This window comes from Vibrio japonicus (assembly GCF_024582835.1).
Taxonomy (GTDB): domain Bacteria; phylum Pseudomonadota; class Gammaproteobacteria; order Enterobacterales; family Vibrionaceae; genus Vibrio; species Vibrio japonicus.
The window spans coordinates 2519131-2540272 of sequence record NZ_CP102096.1 but is presented as its reverse complement, the minus strand read 5'-3'; the positions used below and the strand labels follow the sequence as shown (position 1 = coordinate 2540272).

The following is a 21142-nucleotide window of genomic DNA, read 5'->3' as shown; positions in this document are numbered from 1 at the left end:
GATCCTACATGTTAACGATATGGTCCATTGGATTAGAAAACACAGAAGAGTATAGGTGTTCGGCACCCAGCTGACGGCAATAGCGAAGCGCCAAAGGTTCACCGATATTGTGTTTTAGCTCGATGGCATTGATGCACGCCACCAAATCTGACTGTTGACGCCTTTCTAGCTGAAGCTCAAATTGAAGCGACTCTCGATAAAGTGCATCAGGAACATGCACTTTAAGTTTGCGTCGAATGTCTCGGTAGCTATGCAGCAGTGCTTCAGAGCGCCCTAAGCACTCTTCCACTTGCAGCCAATCTTTATCTTTGAAGCACACCTGCTGCTCATCTAGCCATTTGAGAAGCAGCAGCAGGTTTACATTGCCTTTGAACTGATTTTGTAGATTCAGACACGCGTCTTTCACTCCCCGCGTACTGTAGTACTGCAAGCTAAATTGCCATAGCCTTTCTAATGAGAGTGAAATTGTTACGTGTTCTGGATTCATTGGCTATTGAACTCCTGCTCCATCTTTTCAAGCTCTTCTTGGAGAGCCATCCATTCCATTTCTACGTCTTCAAGTTCGCTTTTGCTATTCGCCTGCACAGCTAACACTTGATTAAGTTTAGTCTTATTTTCCGCATCATACAGTGAGTTATTTGATAATTGTGCTTCTGCCTCTGCGAGAGTAGAGCCTAACTTATCCATTTTTTCTTCAAGTTTTGTCAGCGTTTTGCGAATTGGCGCGGTCTGTTTACGGAAATCCGCTTCGCGACGCTTCAGCTCTTTTTTTGCAGTAGCACTATTGGCGTTATTCTTTTCCGGTAGTGATGCTTGAGCTTCTCGACGTTGGACTTTTTGCTGCTCTGTTAACCACTTGTAGTAATCATTAAGATCGCCATCAAATGGGGCAACTTGGTGATCGTGGACTAAATAGAGATCATCGGTTGTTGCACGCAGTAGGTATCGATCGTGCGAGACAATCACCATGGCACCTTCAAAGGTTTGCAGTGCGAACGTCAAAGCCTGACGCATATCCAGATCAAGGTGGTTGGTCGGTTCGTCGAGCAGCAATAGGTTCGGTTTTTGCCAAACGATCAGTGCCAGTACCAAACGGGCTTTTTCGCCGCCCGAGAAGGGTGCGACTTTTTCTAGCGCTTTGTCGCCTTGGAATCCGAAGCTACCCAAATAGTCGCGTAGTTGTTGCTCGGTATGTTTCGGCGCAATTTGCATCATGTGCTGTAAAGGCGTTTCTTCCGGATGCAGTGTTTCTAATTGGTGCTGTGCAAAGTAGCCGATTTTTACGCCTTGCGAATAGGTCAGCTCACCGCCTTGTGCGTTCAGTTCACCTGAAAGCAATTTGATTAAGGTTGATTTACCCGCGCCGTTGCGACCCAGCAAACCAATGCGGCTGCCAGGAACAAGGTTTAGGCGAATCTTCTCTAGGATCAGGTTGTCACCATAGCCAGCTGACACCTCATCCATCATGATGATTGGGTTAGGCAGGGCGTCTGGCTCACGGAATTCAAAGCTAAATGGGTTATCAAACTGCGCAGGCAGCACTTTTTCCATTCGCTCAAGCGCTTTAATACGGCTCTGTGCCTGACGTGCTTTCGAAGCTTTATAGCGGAAACGGTCGATGTAGCTTTGCATGTGCGCCATCTGTTTCTGTTGCTTCTGGAACTGCGCTTGTTGAAGGATTAACTTCTGAGCACGCTGTTCTTCAAACGATGAATAGTTACCCGTGTACTCGTTAAGTTGCTGGTTTTCGATATGAATGATGCGCCCGACGATCGGATCAAGGAAATCTCGGTCGTGCGAGATCAAGACTAACGTACCCGGATAGTTTTGTAGCCAACGCTCCAGCCACATGACGGCATCCAGATCCAAGTGGTTGGTCGGTTCGTCGAGTAAAAGTAAGTCAGAGCGACAAAGTAGGGCTTGAGCCAAGTTCAGGCGCATACGCCAACCACCGGAAAACTGCGTGAGGCTCCAGCTCATCTGTTCCTGGCTAAAACCAAGGCCGTCTAATAGCTCGGCTGCACGTGCGCGAATGCTATAACCACCGATGGTTTCAATTTTGCCGTGAAGCTCAGCCACCAAGGTTCCGTTGTCGTCATGTTCAGCTTGTGCTAATTGATTTTCTAAAGCGCGATACTCTCGATCTCCATCAATGACATATTCCAACGCACTTCGCTCTAATGCAGGTGTTTCCTGAGCTACCCAGGCTAATTCCCAATGCGCAGGCTTACTAAAGTTACCCGCATCAACCGAGAGTTCGTCTTTGATTAAGGCGAAGAGAGTGGATTTACCACACCCGTTTTTGCCTACCAGACCCATTTTATCGCCGGGATGGATGGTTGCAGAGGTTTGGTCCAGAAGTGGTTTACCGCCACGAAGAAGCTGGATGTCAGAAAAGGTAATCATAGTCTTGTGCTTTATCTTTGCTCATATCGCGTCGAATAGTAGGGGGATTAAGATTAAATGTCGATCATTGTATTCTCTGTAACAAAGACGTATAACAATCTGATAACGATAAATTTGTATCTAAGGTGTGCTTAGCTACATCATTAAGAAGGATTGCTGACCAAGGAATGCAGACACGACTATCAAAAAAGCCCAAGGTACTTGTACTTTACGCTCACCCCGAGCCAGATAGTTCAGTAGCTAACCAAATGATGATCAAGAAGATCGAATCGCTTGATCATGTCACAGTGCGCGATCTTTATGCACGTTATCCCGATTTTTTTATTGATGTCAAAGCGGAGCAAAGCCTGCTCACCAAGCATGATGTCATTGTCTTCCATCATCCCCTCTATATGTACTCTTGCCCGGCATTGTTAAAAGAATGGATGGACAGAGTATTGTGCAAGGGCTTTGCATTTGGTTCTGGTGATGCGTTAAAAGGAAAATACTGGCGTAGTGTGATTACCGCTGGGGGTAGAGAGGACGCGTTTGGTGAGGCGGGTTACAACCGCTACCCGCTGTCTGAAATATTACAACCCTTCGAATTAAGCGCGGCCCTTTGTCAGATGCATTGGATAGAGCCGTTGGTGCTGTACTGGGCGCGAAAAGTGCCTGAAATGGAACGCTATCAACATGCAGAAGGATATCGCCAGTGGTTGATGAATCTTACGTTGACTCATGAAGAAGCAGTAGGAGGTCAGCATGGCGATGGAAAGTGACTTTCTACAAAGTAGCGTAATTTTTCTCACGGCGGCTGTTGTTGCAGTCCCTTTGGCTCAACGCTTAGGGCTTGGATCGGTTTTAGGCTATTTGCTGGCGGGTGTCGCCATTGGTCCTTGGGGACTTGGCCTAATCAGCGATGTGAACTCCATCCTCCATTTTGCCGAATTTGGCGTAGTGCTGCTCCTGTTTCTGATCGGTCTAGAATTGAATCCGAAAAAATTGCTGCAAATGAAGGGGCCGATTTTGGGGCTTGGGGGCGCGCAGGTTGTGATCACGACGCTAGTCCTTGCGAGTGTGGCCTACCTTGTCGGAACCAGTTGGCAAACCAGTGTGGTGATTGGGATGGGGCTAGCGCTCTCCTCAACCGCGATCGCACTGAAGGTGATTGAAGAGCAAGGGCTAGAAGGCAGCGAAGCGGGGCAGTCGGGTTTTGCGGTGCTGCTGTTTCAAGATATCGCGGTAATCCCGATGCTTGCGATTCTACCGGTATTGGCGGGGAATACGGCAGGTAATTGGGCGGATGTTGTATGGATGCTGTGTGGCGTCGGCGGTTTGTTGGTCGGAGGTCACTATCTGCTTAGACCGCTTTTCCGCTACGTGGTCATGAGTGGGGTGCGGGAGCTGTTTACCGTGGCTTCACTGTTATTGGTGATCGGCATTGCGCTTTTGATGAAGCAACTTGGGTTATCCATGGCGTTGGGGACTTTCTTAGCAGGGGTGTTACTGGCTGAAAGTGAATACCGCCATGAATTAGAAATCGCCATCGAGCCATTTAAAGGCTTGCTACTCGGGTTGTTCTTTATCGCTGTCGGTATGGCCGTCAACCTTGGCTTGCTCGCGTTGCAGCCCTTCGCGGTTTTGTTTACGGTGCTGGGGTTGATTGCGGTCAAAGGGTTGATCTTGTATTTTCTCGCGCATCTATCGGGCAATCGAGCTAAAGCGCGCAGTAAGATGGCGGCGATACTCAGCCAAGGTGGTGAGTTTGCATTTGTCATATTTACAGCGGCGAGTGTGGAAGGGTTGTTATCGCAAGACCAAATTGCTTTCTTATTGGTTGTCGTGAGCTTATCCATGGTGACGACCCCCTTACTTTTGATGGTACAAAATCGTTGGTACGCTCGTAGGCTCAATGCCGTCGCATCTAAAACACGCCGTAGCGATGTCGTCAATAAACAGCCAAGAGTCATCATTGCAGGTTTTGGACGTTTCGGTCAGATTGTTGGCCGTTTGATGTATGCCAATAAAATGAAGGTCACGGTTCTGGAGAGTGATGCCAGTCAAATTCAATTGCTTCGTAAGTATGGCTATAAGGTGTTTTTTGGCGATGCGACTCAATTAGATCTATTGCGGGCAGCCGGTGCTGATAAAGCGGAAGCGATGATCATCTGCACCGACTCACCGGACGAAATAATGAAAATCGTCGAATTGTGTCAACAACACTTTCCGAAGCTAAAATTATTAGCACGAGCCAGAAGCCGAGTAGAGGCATATCAGTTGCTCAGTCACGGAATTGAAAGCTATTCGCGAGAAACCTTTTTAGGTGCGTTAGACTTGGGGCGTCAGGCGTTGGTTGAATTGGGCATGCACCCATATCAGGCAAAAAGGGCAGAAGCGCATTTCAGAAAACTGGATAACGCGATGCTAAAAGAGTTGTTGCCTCAGCACACCGATGATAAACAATTAGCGTTAAGAGCCAAAGAAGCTCGAAAAGAACTGGAAGAGATTTTTGGTCGTGAGATGGAAAGCGATAAACAATCGAAAAACTTCTGGGATTAATCCAAACAGAGTCGTGAAATGAAAAAAAGATTTATTGCGGGAGCCAGTTGTCCTAAGTGTTCTGCACAAGACACATTACGCTGGTGGATAGAGAACAATATCGAATTGGTAGAGTGTGTTGAGTGTGGGCATACCGATCAACGCAAGCCTCAATCTGTAGAAAAAACTGAACACAGTGGCCAAGAGATGATCGGAATTTTTAAGCCAGAATAATTGAGTTTCTATAATCAATCCCCATAATACGTGGATAGACATTTTGTTAATCGGAGCAAGCTTTTTGCTCCGTTTCTTTAACTCCTTGGAGTAATTATGAAAATCGAAAAGAACGTAGTAGTAAGTCTTGCTTACCAAGTAAAACTAGAAGATGGTGCGGTTGTTGATCAATCTACAACTGACGCGCCACTAGATTACCTACACGGTAACAACAACCTAATTACAGGTCTTGAAAACGCCCTAGAAGGTAAAGAAGCAGGTGCTAAGTTCTCTGTAACTGTTACTCCAGAAGAAGCATACGGCGAGCACAGCGATGCGCTAGTTCAGCGTGTTCCTGCGAACGTATTCCAAGGCGTTGAGCAAATTGAAGTTGGTATGCGTTTCCTAGCGGATACTGATCAAGGTCCTATTCCTGTTGAAGTAACAGAAGTAGACGGCGATGAAGTTGTTGTAGATGGCAACCACATGCTTGCTGGTCAAACACTGACTTTTGACGTTGAAGTAGTTGCACTACGTGAAGCGTCAGCTGAAGAAGTAGAACACGGTCATGTACACCAAGAGGGTGGCTGTGGTCACGATCATGGCCATGATCACGACCACGAAGATGGCTGTTGTGGCGGTGGTAGCTGCGGTTCTCACTAATTCGAGAATAGTAAATCCTGCTGACTAGAAGCAGGAATGCCGATATTGAAAACGCAAGCGATGTATCCGCTTGCGTTTTTGTATTCTTTAGCGCGAAATTTCGTAACGAAATAAGAAAGGGAAGGTCTGTGAATACGCCATTTTCCATTGCCATACACGGCGGAGCAGGAACCATTTTACGTGAACAGATGACGCCTGAGCTGGAAACTCAAATTCGGTCCGCTCTAGAGGCATCAGTTCGAGCTGGGCACAAAATATTGGAGCAGGGTGGGGATGCGTTAGACGCCGTCATCGAAGCGGTAAAAGTGCTGGAAGACTCTCCTCATTTTAATGCAGGAAAGGGCTCAGTACTGACCAGTAAAGAGATGGTCGAGATGGATGCGTCCGTTATGCATGGCAAACAAATGGAAGCTGGGGCTGTAGCGGGTGTTCGTCATATAAAAAATCCTATCGAACTGGCGCGTGATGTCATGAAAAACAGCAACCACGTCCTATTAATTGGAGAAGGCGCGGAAGAGTTTGCGTTCGAACAAGGTTATGAATATACCGAACAAGACTACTTCTATACCGATCGCCGATACGACCAGTTGCAATCCATGAAAGAGAAGGGGTTGTTTGCGTTGTCTGAATCAAAATACCCTGATGATAATAAGTACGGTACGGTTGGTGCAGTTGCGTTGGATAAGCAAGGTAACTTGGCAGCTGCAACCAGTACGGGAGGCGTGACCAATAAGAAGTATGGTCGAGTTGGGGATTCATCAATCATTGGCGCGGGCACGTTCGCAGAAAATGGCAATGTTGCTGTGTCGACGACTGGGATGGGGGAGTTCTTCATTCGAAAATGCGTTGCCAGTGATGTCGCCGCACGAATGCGTTACTTGCAAGAAGATGTGAAAACGGCAAGTGAATCAGTGATTCAAGGTGAGCTCAAAACGATGGGTGGTGAAGGTGGTCTGATCGCACTCGATTCACAAGGCAGCATCAGTTACGCAATGAATAGTTCAGGTATGTATCGTGCTGGAATCGATACTCAAGGCCGAATAGAAATTAAGATCTACGCCGCAGAAAGCTAAGTGTAATGGCGACAAAATCTTGTATCTACAAACACTTAGTTAACCTCTGCGCAAGCGTGATTAAAAAATAACTGCAAGAAATGTGATTCAGTGCTAGAATCCATTTTTAACCAGCAATCAGACTTGGAAAGATGGGTAATAACGTAGTCGTTCTAGGCACCCAATGGGGTGACGAAGGTAAAGGTAAAATCGTAGACCTTTTAACTGAAGATGCAAAATATGTGGTTCGCTACCAAGGCGGTCACAATGCAGGCCACACTCTAGTAATTGACGGTGAAAAAACCGTTCTTCACTTAATTCCATCAGGTATCCTTCGCGATAACGTGAAATGTGTTATCGGTAACGGTGTAGTTCTATCACCAGAAGCTCTACTTAAAGAAATGAAACCTCTTGAAGAGCGCGGTATTCCTGTACGCGAGCGTCTTTTCATTTCTGAAGCTTGTCCACTAATTCTCCCTTACCACATCGCGCTTGACCAAGCTCGCGAACTTGCTCGTGGTAAGAAAGCAATCGGTACGACTGGTCGTGGTATCGGTCCAGCTTATGAAGATAAAGTTGCTCGTCGCGGTCTACGCGTTGGCGACCTATTTGATATGGAAGCTTTCGCAGAGAAACTAAAAGAAGTGATGGAATTCCATAACTTCCAACTAGTTAACTTCTACAAAGCTGAAGCAGTGAGCTACGAAGAAGTACTTGAGCAAGCGAAAGGCTACGCTGAACTACTGACTTCAATGGTTATCGACGTAACTGACGAACTAGACGCGGCACGCAAGCGTGGCGACAAGATCATGTTCGAAGGCGCGCAAGGTACACTACTAGATATCGACCACGGTACATACCCATACGTAACGTCTTCTAACACGACTGCTGGCGGTGTTGCTGCAGGTTCGGGTTTCGGTCCTCGTCACATCGGTTACATCCTTGGTATCGCTAAAGCTTACTGTACTCGTGTCGGTTCGGGTCCATTCCCAACAGAACTATACGACGGTCAAGAGAAACAAGACCCAGTTGGTAAGCACCTAGGCACTGTTGGCCACGAGTTTGGCGCAACGACTGGTCGTCTACGTCGTACAGGTTGGTTTGATGCTGTTGCAATGCGTCGTGCAATCCAAATCAACTCTATTTCTGGTTTCTGTCTAACTAAGCTAGACGTACTGGATGGTCTAGAAGAGCTAAAAATCTGTACTGGTTACAAGATGGCAGATGGCTCTGTACTAGAAGTTTCTCCGATGGCTGCTGAAGCGTTTGAAGAAGCTACGCCAATCTACGAAACTATGCCTGGTTGGTCTGAGAACACATTCGGTGCGAAATCAATCGAAGCGCTACCAAAAGCGGCTCTAGATTACATCAAGCGCATTGAAGAACTCACAGGCGTTCCAGTAGACATCATTTCTACAGGTCCAGATCGTAACGAAACAATCATCAAGGTTCACCCATTTGAATCTTAATCCTGATTGTTATCAGTGAATTAGAAAGCCAGCGCATCGTCGCTGGTTTTTTTATGCATTGCATTCCATAGCCAGCTATACTCCCTATGGCAATATTTTGCCTAAAAGCGGCAATTTTGACTAAAGAGATTACACGGTTTGCCGATATAACTATCAAACTTGCCGTTCTTACGGCAAACATGGCATTGGTGTACCGCCAAAGTTAATAATCGAAGTTAAGAGTGCAAAAAATGAAGCTAAAACGATTAGCGGCTTCAATGGTATTGGCTGCGACGACTTTTATGGTCAAAGCGAATGGTTTGCAGGATATTGGCGAGCCAGTACCTATCTACTCCGAAGCAGAACTAATAAATCTCGTTAATGAAAACCAACATTTAGCGCGTGTTAAGGCCGACAACTGCCAGTTGGTCGAAGACATTGTTGCTCGTGCTACCCGAATCAGTTTACCAGCGTACGAGTTTCTCTACGGTGACATGCTGGCCTGGGGTGTGTGTGTTGATCAGGATGTAGAGCTTGGCCTTTACTACATGGAAAACGCGGCTCACCAAGGGTTACCAGCAGCACTGGAACAGTTAGGTCGCTATTATTCGCGTGGAACATTAGTCCAGCAAGATAAAGAGCGAGCGATACCGTATCTTCGAGAGGCGGCAGCAATGGGTAACCTCAACGCACGAATTCACTTAGCTGAGTTGCTACTAAGAGACTATGGTAGTCCTTTGGATTATGAAGATGCGTACAGATGGTTGTATAACTCTGCAACAGCCGATCAACGTACTCATAAGCGTATTACGATCTTACGTGATGGGCTTGAACAACGTATGCCAATGAATATTATCGCACGTGCCAAAAAGCGAGAGACTTTCTGGTGATCCGCATTTGAGATAAGCCTCCCTGCACTCAGGTTTATCTCAGTGAGCGGTATGCCTGTCCACGATTTCTCTCTGATCTCTTCTTTTTCATACAACTCCCTACAACCTATCAGTTGATGCCGTGACTTTTTCACAGGCTAGTCGATGACTGCGAATAGCAGAGCTAAGTTATGAAAACTAATCAGATAATCTCCGTTTTTAAACGGCTTTACCTGTAGGTTATGGCAGGACTCAGATATACTAGTTTCAGATACCTTCCTTGCTAACTTTAGGCGTGCCTATGTCAGATAATATCCCAAACGACCCATTTGCAGATCGTGAGTCGGAAAATTACGAAAACCCAATTCCAAGCCGAGAATTTATTCTGGAGTTCCTGGAACAAGCGGGCGTGCCGATGAATCGCAATGACCTGTTTGAATCTCTTCAGCTTAAAGGTGAGGAGCAATATGAAGGCTTACGACGTCGCTTAAGAGCGATGGAGCGAGATGGGCAACTCGTGTTCACTCGTCGCCAGTGTTATGCGTTACCTGAAAAACTTGAAATGGTTAAAGGCTACGTCATTGGTCATAGAGATGGGCATGGTTGGGTGCGTCCTGAAGGAAGCACAGGTAAAGACAATGATATCGTCTTACCGCACCATCAGATGAAAAACATCATCCATGGCGATTATGTTCTGGTTCAACCGACACAAAACTCAAAACGTGGCCGCAAGGAAGGTCGTTTAGTTCGTGTACTAGAAGAGAGAACAGGGCAGATCGTCGGCCGTTTCTTTATGGAATATGGTTACTCGTATGTCGTGCCTGATGATTCCCGTATATCTCAAGACATCCTGATTCCAAATGAGTTGAAAGCGGGCGCTCGCATGGGGAACGTGGTCGTGATTGAGATTACTGATCGCGGTTCACGTTCACGCGGAATGATGGGCAAAGTAGTTGAAGTGCTTGGGGAGAACATGGCTCCGGGGATGGAAACGCAAATTGCAATCCGTACACACCAGATCCCTCATGAATGGCCAGTTGAAGTTGATAAGCAAATTGTAGGGTTGGGTGAGGAAGTTCCAGAAGAAGCGAAACAAGGCCGTGTCGATCTGCGTGAACTCCCGTTGGTGACCATTGATGGTGAAGATGCCCGAGACTTTGATGACGCGGTGTACTGCGAAGCCCTTCCTGATGGTGGTTGGAAACTATGGGTAGCGATTGCTGATGTCAGCTATTACGTCCGCCCGGATTCCGCACTGGATAAAGAAGCAATCAACCGTGGTAACTCCGTATACTTCCCATCTCAAGTGGTACCAATGCTACCAGAGGTGTTGTCTAACGGTCTATGTTCTCTAAACCCGCAGGTGGATCGCTTGTGTATGGTTTGCGAAATGACATTGTCTGAAACGGGTAAACTGACGGGTTACAAACACTATGAAGCGGTAATGAATTCGCACGCTCGTCTAACATACACCAAAGTTCACGAAATCCTCGAAGGTGATGAAGAACTTCGTCAACGATACGAGCCTTTGGTCGTGCATCTTGAAGAACTGCATAAAATGTATAAGACACTTAAGAAAGCGCGTGAACATCGCGGAGCTATCGAGTTTGAAAGTGTCGAGACTAAGTTTATCTTCAATGCAGAACGTAAAATTGACAGCATTGAACCTGTCATTCGTAACGACGCTCATAAAATCATTGAAGAATGTATGATTCTGGCCAATATCGCGTCTGCGTCATTGGTAGAAAAAGCAAAAGAGCCAGCACTTTACCGTATTCACGAGTCTCCAGGTGAAGAGCGATTGACGGGCTTTAGAGATTTCTTGAGCGAATTGGGTTTAGACTTGAAAGGTGGTTTAGAACCATCACCAATGGATTACGCAGATCTAGCACGTCAAATTGCAGAACGTCCAGACCAAGAACTGATCCAAACTATGCTGCTGCGTTCAATGAAGCAGGCGGTGTACAACGCAGATAATGTTGGCCACTTTGGTCTAGCACTCAAGCGTTACGCGCATTTCACATCACCAATCCGCCGTTATCCTGATTTGCTTTTACACCGTGCGATTAAATATCTGATCGCGAAACAAGAAGGGCGTAATCAAGATCGCTGGACTCCAACGGGTGGTTACCACTATTCGTTTGACGATATGGATTTCTATGGTGAGCAGTGCTCGATGACTGAGCGCCGTGCAGATGATGCAACTCGAGAAGTGGCAGACTGGCTTAAGTGTGAGTACATGCAAGACCATGTCGGCGATGAGCTGGAAGGTGTCATTGCCAACGTAACGAGTTTTGGTTTCTTTGTTCGCCTGACCGAACTGCACATTGATGGCTTGGTTCATATTTCGACCCTTGCTAACGACTACTATCAATTTGACCCGATTGGTCAAAGGCTTATCGGTGAAAGCTTTGGTGCGATCTATCGTTTAGGTGATGCGGTAAAAGTGAAAGTCTTGTCCGTGAACTTAGATGATCGTCAAATTGACTTTGAATTAGTCGAAACAAGTCGTAAGCTACGCGGCAAAGGAAAAACGGCGAAGAAACGCGCGGCAGAAGCTCAATCGAAAGCAAAGGCGAAAAAGCGTGCTGCAACAAAAGGCAGCGGCAAAGCCTCTCCTAATATTGAGCCAACTGTACGCCCAGAATCGGTAGAGCGTAAAGAGGGGCCTAAAAAGCCTAAAGTCACCAAAGCGCGTAAGAAAAAGCCGAACAGTAAGCCTAGGAAAGCCAAAAGTAGCAAACACGCGAAAGCGCAGTAAACGAAACAGGTTTAGTTAATGAGTAATGAATTTATTTACGGTATTCACGCAGTAAAAGCAGTTTTAGCGCGTGAACCAGAACGTTTTATTGAAGCGTTCGTTTTAAAAGGTCGTCAAGACGACCGTTTGATGCCGATTCTAAACGAACTGCAACAAATCGGTGTGTCGATTCAACAAATGACACGTAAAACACTCGACGATAAAGCTCGCGGTGCGAATCACCAAGGCGTTATGGCACGTGTAAAACCGGCTAAGCAATTAAATGAAAATGATCTAGATGACATTTTGGCTAAGCATGAAGCACCATTGCTATTGGTACTTGATGGAGTGACTGACCCGCATAACTTAGGGGCGTGTTTACGTAATGCAGATGCTGCCGGTGTAGCCGCGGTTATTGTACCTAAAGATAAATCAGCGAACATCAACGCGACAGTGAGCAAAGTAGCGTGTGGTGCAGCAGAAACAGTACCACTTGTACGAGTAACGAACCTTGCTCGCACCATGCGTTCACTACAAGAGCAGGGCATTTGGTTTGTGGGCACTGCGGGTGAGGCGACTCACGATATTTACCAAGCTAAGCTCACTGGTCCATTGGCAATTGTGATGGGTGCTGAAGGTGATGGTATGCGCCGCCTGACGCGCGAAACGTGTGATGACTTAATCAAAATCCCAATGGCGGGCAGCGTATCGAGCCTTAACGTATCGGTGGCTTCAGGCGTTTGTTTGTTTGAGGCGGTACGTCAACGGCTGGCGTAATGTCCTTCCCAAATCATTAATTTTAAAGCGCATATGACTCACGTCCTGTGCGCTTTTTTCTATCTGAAATTAATTTCGCTTAATTTTCACACACCCCTTGCAACTAAAACTGTGATCTGTATAATGCAGCGCACTGGTTAAGCCAGTTGTGAACCAATGAGCAGTGAGGAGCTGACGTATCTGTTTGATTTGTCAGGTAATGTAGACTCAGCTTATGTTCGCGGTTAATACAATTAGCTATCTTTTCTTCGGAAAAACTATCCCCAAGGGTGACCTTGGTATATAGGGATAGTTAATCGAAAATTAACTGACAATGCTTCCTAATCTTGGGAGCTACGGTTTCACATAAATCAATCGGCATTCTCTCGTCTTTACGAGTCTGAGTGGCGATATTGTTTGTGTAATTTTTTATTATTGGAGCTCTGTCTCATGCAGAACCAACGTATCCGTATCCGCCTTAAAGCTTTCGATTACAAACTAATCGATGCTTCTACAGCGGAAATCGTTGAAACAGCTAAGCGCACTGGCGCACAGGTTCGTGGTCCAATCCCACTACCAACTCGTAAAGAGCGTTTCACAGTTCTTATCTCTCCACACGTTAACAAGAAAGCACGTGACCAGTACGAAATCCGTACTCACAAGCGTCTAATCGACATCGTTGAGCCAACAGACAAAACTGTTGATGCTCTAATGCGTCTAGACCTTGCTGCGGGCGTTGACGTTCAAATTAGCCTAGGTTAAGGGAGATTAGAAGTATGATTGGTCTAATCGGTCGTAAAGTGGGCATGACCCGCGTATTTACTGAAGAAGGCGTTTCTATCCCAGTAACTGTTGTTGAAGTTGAAGCTAACCGTGTTTCTCAAGTGAAAACTCTTGAAACTGACGGCTACGCAGCAATCCAGGTTACAGCTGGTTCTAAGAAAGCTAACCGCGTAAACAAAGCTGAAGCAGGTCACTTTGCTAAAGCTGGCGTTGAAGCTGGTCGCGGTCTTTGGGAATTCCGTTTAGAAAACGGCGAAGAGTTCGAAGTTGGTTCAGAACTAACTGTTGAACTATTCAACGAAACTAAGAAAGTAGACGTTACTGGTACATCTAAGGGTAAAGGTTTCCAAGGCGCTGTTAAGCGTTGGAACTTCCGTACTCAAGATATGACTCACGGTAACTCATTGTCTCACCGTGCTCCTGGTTCTATCGGTCAATGTCAGACTCCAGGTCGCGTATTTAAAGGCAAGAAAATGGCAGGTCACATGGGTGCTGAGCGTGTAACGACTCAAAACCTAGAGATCGTACGTGTTGACGCTGAGCGCAACCTGCTTCTTATTAAAGGTGCAGTCCCAGGCGCAACTGGCGGCAACGTGATCGTTAAACCAGCTGTTAAAGCATAACGTCTCAGGAGTAAGTAATGGAACTAATGGTTAAAGGTGCTGATGCACTAACTGTTTCCGAAACTACTTTCGGACGTGAGTTTAACGAAGCTCTTGTACACCAAGTAGTTGTTGCGTTTGCAGCAGGTGCTCGTCAAGGTACTCGTGCTCAAAAAACACGTTCAGAAGTTTCTGGCGGTGGCGCTAAGCCATGGCGTCAAAAAGGTACTGGCCGTGCACGCGCTGGTACAATCCGTAGCCCAATCTGGCGTACAGGTGGTGTTACTTTTGCTGCGAAACCACAAGATCACAGCCAAAAAGTAAACAAAAAAATGTACCGCGGTGCTATGAAGAGCATTCTTTCTGAGCTAGTTCGTCAAGAGCGTCTAATCGTTGTTGATAACTTCTCAGTTGAAGCGCCAAAGACTAAAGAGCTAGTTGCTAAGCTTAAAGAGCTTGAGCTAACTGACGCTCTAATCGTGACTAGCGAAGTAGATGAGAATCTATTCCTAGCTGCTCGTAACCTATACAAAGTTGACGCACGTGACGTTGCTGGTATCGACCCAGTTTCACTAATCGCGTTCGACAAAGTTGTAATGACTGCTGAAGCAGTTAAGCAAGTTGAGGAGATGCTAGCATGATCACTGAAGAGCGTATCCTAAAAGTTCTACGTGCTCCGCACATCTCTGAAAAAGCAACTATGGCAGCTGAGAAAGCGAACACTATCGTTTTCAAAGTAGCTAAAGATGCAACTAAGAAAGAGATCAAAGCAGCTGTAGAAAAGCTTTTTGAAGTTGAAGTTAAGTCTGTAAATACTCTTATCACTAAGGGTAAGACCAAACGTCAAGGTCTACGCCAAGGTCGCCGCAGCGACGTTAAGAAAGCGTACGTTACTTTGAAAGAAGGTCAAGATCTTGACTTTGTTGGCGGCGCGGAATAACAGGAGTAGTTGAGAAATGGCTATTGTTAAATGTAAGCCGACTTCGGCTGGTCGTCGTCACGTTGTTAAAGTTGTTAACGCTGACCTACACAAGGGTAAGCCTTACGCACCTCTTCTAGAGAAAAACTCTAAGAACGGTGGTCGTAACAACAACGGTCGTATCACAGTACGTCACATCGGCGGTGGTCACAAGCACCACTACCGTGTAATTGACTTCAAACGTACTAAAGATGGCATCCCAGCGAAAGTTGAGCGTCTAGAATACGATCCAAACCGTAGCGCAAACATTGCTCTAGTGCTGTACGCAGACGGTGAGCGTCGTTACATCCTAGCACCTAAAGGTGTTCAAGCTGGTGATGCAATCCAGTCTGGTGCGGATGCACCAATCAAAGCTGGTAACGCACTTCCAATGCGTAACATCCCAGTAGGTTCAACTGTACACAACGTTGAACTTAAGCCTGGTAAAGGTGGTCAGCTAGCTCGTTCGGCTGGTGCGTACGCGCAAATCGTTGCTCGCGACGGTGCATACGTAACTATCCGTCTACGTTCTGGTGAGATGCGTAAAGTATTGTCTGAAGGCCGTGCAACAATCGGTGAAGTAGGCAACTCTGAGCACATGCTACGTGAACTAGGTAAAGCTGGTGCTAACCGCTGGCGCGGTGTTCGTCCTACCGTTCGCGGTGTGGTAATGAACCCGGTAGACCACCCACACGGTGGTGGTGAAGGTCGTACTTCTGGTGGTCGTCACCCAGTATCTCCTTGGGGTATGCCAACTAAAGGCTTCAAGACCCGTAAGAACAAACGCACTGACAAGTACATCGTACGTCGTCGTAACAAGTAATCTATATAAAGAGGAATCGCCATGCCACGTTCTCTCAAGAAAGGTCCTTTTATTGACCTACACTTGCTGAAGAAGGTAGAGAAAGCGGTGGAAAGCGGAGACAAAAAGCCTATTAAGACTTGGTCCCGTCGTTCAATGATCATCCCTACGATGATCGGTTTGACCATCGCTGTCCATAATGGTCGTCAGCACGTACCAGTTTTCGTAACCGAAGAAATGATCGGTCACAAGCTGGGTGAATTCGCACCAACACGTACTTACCGCGGCCATGTCGTGGATAAGAAAGCTAAGAAGCGTTAAGGAGTAGATGATGGAAGCACTAGCTAAACATAACTTTGCTCGCATTTCGCCTCAGAAAGCTCGCTTAGTTGCGGACCAAATTCGTGGAAAATCTGTAGACCAAGCTCTAGAAATCTTGACTTTCAGCAACAAAAAAGCTGCTGAACTAATCAAGAAAGTTCTTGAGTCAGCTATCGCTAACGCGGAGCACAATGAAGGCGCAGATATTGACGATCTAAATGTCGCAAAAATCTTCGTAGATGAAGGCCCGATCATGAAGCGTATTATGCCTCGTGCTAAAGGTCGTGCGGATCGTATCTTGAAGCGTTCAAGCCACATCACTGTTGTTGTAGCAGATCGCTAAGAGACTAGGAGAGTAAGCAATGGGTCAAAAAGTACATCCTAATGGTATTCGTCTAGGCATCGTTAAGCCTTGGAATGCTACTTGGTTTGCTAACACCAAAGATTTCGCTGACAACCTAGACGGCGACTTCAAGGTACGTCAGTTCCTTACAAATGAACTGAAAAAAGCATCACTTTCACGCATCATTATCGAGCGTCCAGCTAAGAGCATCCGTGTGACTATTCACACTGCTCGTCCTGGCGTTGTAATCGGTAAGAAAGGTGAAGACGTAGAAAAACTACGCGCAGCTGTAGCTAAAATCGCAGGTGTACCAGCGCAAATTAACATCGCTGAAGTACGTAAACCTGAGCTAGACGCACAGCTTGTTGGTGATAGCATCGCGTCTCAGCTAGAGCGTCGTGTTATGTTCCGTCGTGCTATGAAGCGCGCGGTACAAAACGCAATGCGTCTAGGCGCTAAAGGTATCAAAGTAGAAGTAAGCGGTCGTCTAGGCGGCGCTGAAATTGCACGTTCAGAGTGGTACCGTGAAGGTCGTGTACCTCTACACACTCTACGTGCTGACATTGATTACGCAACTTCTTCGGCTCACACTCAATACGGTGTGATCGGCATCAAAACTTGGATCTTCAAAGGTGAGATCCTAGGTGGCATGCCAGCAGCTAACGCTGTAGAGCCTAAAGGCGACAAGCCTAAGAAGCAGCGCAAAGGCCGTAAGTAAGGAGTCGACAGATGCTACAACCTAAACGTACTAAGTTCCGTAAGGTTCACACAGGTCGTAACCGTGGTCTAGCTAAAGGTACTGATGTAAGCTTCGGCGAATTCGGTCTTAAAGCTGTTGGCCGTGGTCGTCTAACTGCTCGTCAAATCGAAGCGGCACGTCGTGCAATGACACGTCACGTTAAGCGTCAAGGTAAAATCTGGATCCGTGTGTTCCCAGACAAACCTATCACAGAAAAGCCACTTGAAGTTCGTCAGGGTAAGGGTAAAGGTAACGTTGAGTACTGGGTAGCCCAAATCCAACCTGGTAAGGTTATGTACGAAATGGGTGGTGTACCTGAAGAATTGGCACGTGAAGCGTTCCGCCTAGCGGCTCGTAAACTGCCATTCAAAACTACATTTGTAACTAAGCAGGTGATGTGATGAAAGCACAAGATCTACGCGAGAAAAGCGTTGAAGAGCTTAACGCTGAGCTATTGAATTTGCTACGCGAACAGTTCAACTTGCGCATGCAAGCTGCAACTGGTCAACTACAGCAAACTCATACTCTGAAAGCTGTACGCCGTGATATCGCACGTGTGAAAACTGTTTTGACTGAGAAGGCAGGCGCATAATGAGCGAAGTAAAACGTACTCAACAAGGTCGTGTTGTTAGCGATAAGATGGACAAGTCTATCACTGTTGCTATCGAGCGTTTCGTAAAACACCCGATCTACGGTAAATACGTAAAACGTACGACTAAAGTACACGCACATGACGAGAACAACGAGTGTGGCCTAGGCGACACTGTTGAAATCGCAGAGTGTCGTCCTCTGTCTAAGACTAAGTCTTGGACATTGGTAAAAGTTCTAGAAAAAGCGAAGATTTAATCTTGCTAATTCTATGAAAATAAACGGCTCCAAAAATTTTTTTGGGGCCGTTTATTTTTTGACTACCCAATTATAAAAAAGGGTGGTACAATTCGCGTCCCTTTTAAAGAGGCAGCCCGACCCGTGAGGGTCTAGTTTTTTTATATATTTAGCGGAGCACTAACATGATCCAAATGCAAAGTATGCTGGACGCAGCTGATAACTCAGGCGCTCGCAGCGTAATGTGTATTAAGGTTCTGGGTGGCTCTCACCGCCGTTATGCACATATCGGTGACGTCATCAAAGTTACTGTTAAGGAAGCAATTCCTCGCGGTAAAGTTAAGAAAGGTGACGTTCTGAAGGCGGTGGTAGTTCGCACCCGTAAAGGCGTACGTCGTCCAGACGGTTCTGTCATTCGCTTCGACCGTAATGCTTGCGTACTGTTAAATGACAATACTGAGCAACCAATCGGTACACGTATCTTTGGTCCTGTGACTCGCGAACTTCGTGGCGATAAGTTCATGAAGATCGTTTCACTGGCTCCAGAAGTTCTGTAAGGAGCACGTAAGATGGCAGCTAAAATCCGTCGTAATGACGAAGTAATCGTTCTTGCTGGTAAAGATAAAGGCAAGAAAGGTAAAGTAACTAAGGTCCTAGCAACTGGTAAAGTTATCGTTGAAGGTATTAACCTTGTTAAGAAGCACCAAAAGCCGGTACCGGCTCTAGGTCAACAAGGTGGCATCGTTGAACAAGAAGCAGCAATTGATGTTTCTAACGTTGCAATCTTTAATGCAGCTACTGGTAAAGCTGACCGTATCGGTTTCCGTTTCGAAGATGGCAAGAAAGTTCGTTTCTTCAAGTCTAACGGCGAAACCGTTTCTAACTAATAGAAGTAATTTGGAGTTCTACTATGGCGAAACTGCATGATTACTACAAGTCGTCTGTAGTCGCTGAGCTGACCAAACAGTTCAGTTACACAAGCGTCATGCAAGTCCCTAGAATCGAGAAAATCACCCTAAACATGGGTGTTGGTGAAGCAATCAACGATAAGAAACTGCTAGAAAACGCAGCGTCTGATATGGCAACGATCTCTGGTCAGAAGCCACTTATCACAAAAGCGCGTAAATCTGTTGCAGGTTTCAAAATCCGTGAAGGCTACCCTATCGGTTGTAAAGTAACCTTGCGTGGCGAACGTATGTGGGATTTTCTTGAGCGTCTAATTTCGATCGCTCTTCCACGTGTACGTGACTTCCGTGGTGTTAGCGCTAAGTCTTTTGACGGTCGCGGTAACTACAGCATGGGCGTTCGCGAGCAAATCATCTTCCCGGAAATCGACTTTGATAAAGTTGATCGAGTACGCGGTCTAGACATCACTATTACGACGTCTGCTGGTACTGATGAGGAAGGCCGTGCTCTGCTGGCTGCCTTTAACTTCCCATTCCGTAAGTAAGGTGAAGGGTTACTGTTATGGCTAAACAATCAATGAAAGCACGTGAAGCAAAGCGTGCAAAGCTAGTAGCTAAGTTCGCTGAAAAGCGTGCAGCGCTAAAAGCTATCATCAGCGATGTAAACGCATCTGAAGAAGATCGTTGGAACGCAGTTCTTACACTGCAATCTCTTCCACGTGATTCAAGTGCTTCACGTCAGCGCAACCGTTGCAACCAAACTGGTCGTCCACACGGTTACCTACGTAAGTTCGGTCTAAGCCGTATTAAGGTTCGTGAAGCTTGCATGAAAGGCGAGATTCCGGGTCTTCGTAAGGCTAGCTGGTAATTGCCACTTAATCATTTGGAGTAAATCATATGAGCATGCAAGATCCGATTTCGGATATGCTGACCCGCGTTCGTAACGGTCAGGCAGCAAACAAAGTTGCTGTAAAAATGCCTTCTTCAAAGCTTAAAGTTGCAATTGCTGCACTACTAAAAGCTGAAGGTTACATCACTGACTTCGCTGTTGAAGGCGAAGTAAAACCTGAGCTAGAAGTAACTCTTAAGTACTTCCAAGCTAAACCAGTTATTGAGCAACTTAAACGTGTTTCTCGTCCAGGTCTACGTGTTTACAAGAAGAAAGATGAACTTCCTTCTGTAATGGGTGGTCTTGGTGTTGCTATCGTTTCAACTTCCAAGGGTCTAATGTCAGACCGCGCTGCACGTAAAGCAGGTCTTGGTGGTGAAATCATCTGCTACGTAGCGTAATAGGAGTAGAATATGTCTCGTGTTGCTAAAGCACCTGTCGCTATTCCAGCTGGCGTAGAGGTGAAACTAAACGGCCAAGAAATCACTGTAAAAGGTGCTAAAGGCGAACTATCACGCGTTCTTAATGATGCGGTAGTTGTTGCTCAGGAAGAAAACAATCTTACTTTCGGTCCACGCGAAGGTGTTGCTAACGCATGGGCACAAGCAGGTACTGCTCGCGCTCTAGTTAACAACATGGTTGTTGGTGTTACTGAAGGCTTTACTAAGAAGCTAACTCTTAAAGGTGTTGGTTACCGTGCTGCTATTAAAGGCAACGCTGTAGGCCTAACACTAGGCTTCTCTCACCCAGTTGAGCACGAGTTGCCAGCGGGTATTAAAGCTGAATGTCCAAGCCAAACTGAAATTGTTATCACTGGTTGTGACAAACAACTAGTTGGTCAAGTTGCGGCTGACATTCGTTCTTACCGTGAGCCTGAGCCGTATAAAGGCAAAGGTGTTCGTTACGCAGATGAAAATGTGCGTACTAAAGAAGCTAAGAAGAAGTAAGGTAACACTATGGATAAGAAAGCATCTCGCATCCGTCGTGCTACACGCGCACGTCGTAAGATTGCAGAACTGGGTGCGACTCGCCTAGTTGTACACCGTACTCCTCGTCACGTGTACGCTCAGGTTATCGCAGCGAACGGCTCTGAGGTAATCGCAGCAGCTTCTACTGTAGAAAAAGCGATCCGTGAGCAAGTGAAGTACACTGGTAACATCGATGCAGCTAAAGCAGTAGGTAAAGCTATTGCAGAGCGCGCTCTTGAGAAAGGCGTTGAGTCAGTTGCATTTGATCGTTCTGGTTTCCAATACCACGGTCGAGTAGCGGCGCTAGCAGAATCTGCTCGCGAAGCTGGTCTGAAATTCTAAG

Annotated in this window: 29 protein-coding genes; 27 read left to right on the top strand and 2 right to left on the bottom strand. The window is 46.4% G+C overall.

What is annotated here, in order from left to right:
- Nucleotides 1-4: 4 nt before the first annotated feature.
- Together NP165_RS12070 and NP165_RS12065 are read right to left on the bottom strand one after the other, a co-directional pair.
- Nucleotides 5-487, bottom strand: a complete 483-nt coding sequence (locus NP165_RS12070) for a TIGR02444 family protein (protein WP_257084156.1) — start codon at nucleotides 485-487, stop codon at nucleotides 5-7.
- Nucleotides 484-2406 (bottom strand): ABC transporter ATP-binding protein, encoded by a 1923-nt coding sequence (locus NP165_RS12065; RefSeq protein WP_257084155.1) that lies wholly within the window; start codon nucleotides 2404-2406, stop codon nucleotides 484-486. The genes NP165_RS12070 and NP165_RS12065 overlap by 4 nt, the downstream gene beginning before the upstream one ends.
- Nucleotides 2407-2573: 167 nt before the next feature.
- Between NP165_RS12065 and kefG the strand changes: the two genes are divergently transcribed.
- The 27 genes from kefG (at nucleotide 2574) to rplR (ending at nucleotide 21141) form a co-directional block, all read left to right on the top strand.
- Nucleotides 2574-3164, top strand: coding sequence for a glutathione-regulated potassium-efflux system ancillary protein KefG (gene kefG / locus NP165_RS12060; RefSeq protein ID WP_257084154.1), 591 nt, complete (start codon nucleotides 2574-2576; stop codon nucleotides 3162-3164).
- Nucleotides 3148-4944: a glutathione-regulated potassium-efflux system protein KefB gene (gene kefB, locus NP165_RS12055; RefSeq protein ID WP_257084153.1), complete on the top strand. Its 1797-nt coding sequence runs from the start codon at nucleotides 3148-3150 to the stop codon at nucleotides 4942-4944. The genes kefG and kefB overlap by 17 nt, the downstream gene beginning before the upstream one ends.
- Nucleotides 4945-4962: 18 nt before the next feature.
- The gene (locus NP165_RS12050; RefSeq protein ID WP_257084152.1) at nucleotides 4963-5157 is read left to right on the top strand and encodes a YheV family putative zinc ribbon protein; all 195 of its coding nucleotides are present in this window, start codon (nucleotides 4963-4965) and stop codon (nucleotides 5155-5157) included.
- Between the two features lie 96 nt (nucleotides 5158-5253).
- Nucleotides 5254-5799: a peptidylprolyl isomerase gene (gene slyD / locus NP165_RS12045; protein WP_257084151.1), complete on the top strand. Its 546-nt coding sequence runs from the start codon at nucleotides 5254-5256 to the stop codon at nucleotides 5797-5799.
- A gap of 128 nt (nucleotides 5800-5927) precedes the next feature.
- On the top strand, nucleotides 5928-6872 hold the full coding sequence (locus NP165_RS12040) for an isoaspartyl peptidase/L-asparaginase family protein (protein WP_257084150.1): 945 nt from the start codon (nucleotides 5928-5930) through the stop codon (nucleotides 6870-6872).
- 131 nt (nucleotides 6873-7003) lie between these two features.
- A complete protein-coding gene (locus NP165_RS12035) occupies nucleotides 7004-8320 on the top strand; it encodes an adenylosuccinate synthase (RefSeq protein ID WP_257084149.1) in 1317 nt (438 codons plus the stop codon).
- A 230-nt stretch (nucleotides 8321-8550) separates the two neighbouring features.
- Nucleotides 8551-9189, top strand: coding sequence for a flagellar protein MotX (motX, locus tag NP165_RS12030; protein WP_257084148.1), 639 nt, complete (start codon nucleotides 8551-8553; stop codon nucleotides 9187-9189).
- A gap of 280 nt (nucleotides 9190-9469) precedes the next feature.
- Entirely contained in the window at nucleotides 9470-11929 is a 2460-nt protein-coding gene (rnr, locus tag NP165_RS12025; RefSeq protein WP_257084147.1) for a ribonuclease R, read from the top strand.
- 18 nt (nucleotides 11930-11947) lie between these two features.
- Nucleotides 11948-12685, top strand: a complete 738-nt coding sequence (rlmB, locus tag NP165_RS12020) for a 23S rRNA (guanosine(2251)-2'-O)-methyltransferase RlmB (RefSeq protein WP_257084146.1) — start codon at nucleotides 11948-11950, stop codon at nucleotides 12683-12685.
- A gap of 429 nt (nucleotides 12686-13114) precedes the next feature.
- A complete protein-coding gene (gene rpsJ, locus NP165_RS12015) occupies nucleotides 13115-13426 on the top strand; it encodes a 30S ribosomal protein S10 (protein WP_004410492.1) in 312 nt (103 codons plus the stop codon).
- 14 nt (nucleotides 13427-13440) lie between these two features.
- Complete coding sequence (gene rplC / locus NP165_RS12010; protein WP_005379555.1) at nucleotides 13441-14070, top strand: 50S ribosomal protein L3; 630 nt, start codon at nucleotides 13441-13443, stop codon at nucleotides 14068-14070.
- Between the two features lie 17 nt (nucleotides 14071-14087).
- A complete protein-coding gene (gene rplD / locus NP165_RS12005; protein ID WP_005435074.1) occupies nucleotides 14088-14690 on the top strand; it encodes a 50S ribosomal protein L4 in 603 nt (200 codons plus the stop codon).
- Nucleotides 14687-14989 (top strand): 50S ribosomal protein L23, encoded by a 303-nt coding sequence (gene rplW, locus NP165_RS12000; protein WP_004398471.1) that lies wholly within the window; start codon nucleotides 14687-14689, stop codon nucleotides 14987-14989. Before rplD ends, rplW begins: the two co-directional genes overlap by 4 nt.
- Before the next feature lie 16 nt (nucleotides 14990-15005).
- The gene (gene rplB, locus NP165_RS11995) at nucleotides 15006-15830 is read left to right on the top strand and encodes a 50S ribosomal protein L2 (RefSeq protein ID WP_053410100.1); all 825 of its coding nucleotides are present in this window, start codon (nucleotides 15006-15008) and stop codon (nucleotides 15828-15830) included.
- Between the two features lie 21 nt (nucleotides 15831-15851).
- On the top strand, nucleotides 15852-16130 hold the full coding sequence (rpsS, locus tag NP165_RS11990; protein WP_004745876.1) for a 30S ribosomal protein S19: 279 nt from the start codon (nucleotides 15852-15854) through the stop codon (nucleotides 16128-16130).
- 10 nt (nucleotides 16131-16140) lie between these two features.
- Nucleotides 16141-16473, top strand: a complete 333-nt coding sequence (rplV, locus tag NP165_RS11985; protein ID WP_004410462.1) for a 50S ribosomal protein L22 — start codon at nucleotides 16141-16143, stop codon at nucleotides 16471-16473.
- 19 nt (nucleotides 16474-16492) lie between these two features.
- Nucleotides 16493-17191: a 30S ribosomal protein S3 gene (gene rpsC, locus NP165_RS11980; RefSeq protein WP_257084145.1), complete on the top strand. Its 699-nt coding sequence runs from the start codon at nucleotides 16493-16495 to the stop codon at nucleotides 17189-17191.
- A gap of 11 nt (nucleotides 17192-17202) precedes the next feature.
- A complete protein-coding gene (gene rplP / locus NP165_RS11975) occupies nucleotides 17203-17613 on the top strand; it encodes a 50S ribosomal protein L16 (protein WP_053410101.1) in 411 nt (136 codons plus the stop codon).
- On the top strand, nucleotides 17613-17804 hold the full coding sequence (gene rpmC, locus NP165_RS11970; protein WP_004410456.1) for a 50S ribosomal protein L29: 192 nt from the start codon (nucleotides 17613-17615) through the stop codon (nucleotides 17802-17804). Before rplP ends, rpmC begins: the two co-directional genes overlap by 1 nt.
- A complete protein-coding gene (gene rpsQ / locus NP165_RS11965; protein WP_005379575.1) occupies nucleotides 17804-18058 on the top strand; it encodes a 30S ribosomal protein S17 in 255 nt (84 codons plus the stop codon). Before rpmC ends, rpsQ begins: the two co-directional genes overlap by 1 nt.
- A gap of 164 nt (nucleotides 18059-18222) precedes the next feature.
- Nucleotides 18223-18594: a 50S ribosomal protein L14 gene (gene rplN, locus NP165_RS11960; protein ID WP_004410450.1), complete on the top strand. Its 372-nt coding sequence runs from the start codon at nucleotides 18223-18225 to the stop codon at nucleotides 18592-18594.
- A gap of 12 nt (nucleotides 18595-18606) precedes the next feature.
- A complete protein-coding gene (gene rplX, locus NP165_RS11955; RefSeq protein WP_041156795.1) occupies nucleotides 18607-18924 on the top strand; it encodes a 50S ribosomal protein L24 in 318 nt (105 codons plus the stop codon).
- A 23-nt stretch (nucleotides 18925-18947) separates the two neighbouring features.
- Nucleotides 18948-19487, top strand: a complete 540-nt coding sequence (gene rplE / locus NP165_RS11950; protein ID WP_114787356.1) for a 50S ribosomal protein L5 — start codon at nucleotides 18948-18950, stop codon at nucleotides 19485-19487.
- 17 nt (nucleotides 19488-19504) lie between these two features.
- Nucleotides 19505-19810, top strand: a complete 306-nt coding sequence (rpsN, locus tag NP165_RS11945) for a 30S ribosomal protein S14 (RefSeq protein ID WP_005455658.1) — start codon at nucleotides 19505-19507, stop codon at nucleotides 19808-19810.
- Nucleotides 19811-19839: 29 nt separating this feature from the next.
- Nucleotides 19840-20232 carry a 30S ribosomal protein S8 gene (rpsH, locus tag NP165_RS11940; protein ID WP_006878391.1) on the top strand — a complete coding sequence of 131 codons (393 nt, stop codon included), beginning with the start codon at nucleotides 19840-19842 and terminating at the stop codon, nucleotides 20230-20232.
- 12 nt (nucleotides 20233-20244) lie between these two features.
- Complete coding sequence (rplF, locus tag NP165_RS11935; RefSeq protein ID WP_045974707.1) at nucleotides 20245-20778, top strand: 50S ribosomal protein L6; 534 nt, start codon at nucleotides 20245-20247, stop codon at nucleotides 20776-20778.
- 9 nt (nucleotides 20779-20787) lie between these two features.
- Nucleotides 20788-21141, top strand: a complete 354-nt coding sequence (gene rplR, locus NP165_RS11930; RefSeq protein ID WP_257084144.1) for a 50S ribosomal protein L18 — start codon at nucleotides 20788-20790, stop codon at nucleotides 21139-21141.
- The last annotated feature ends 1 nt before the right edge of the window (nucleotide 21142 follow it).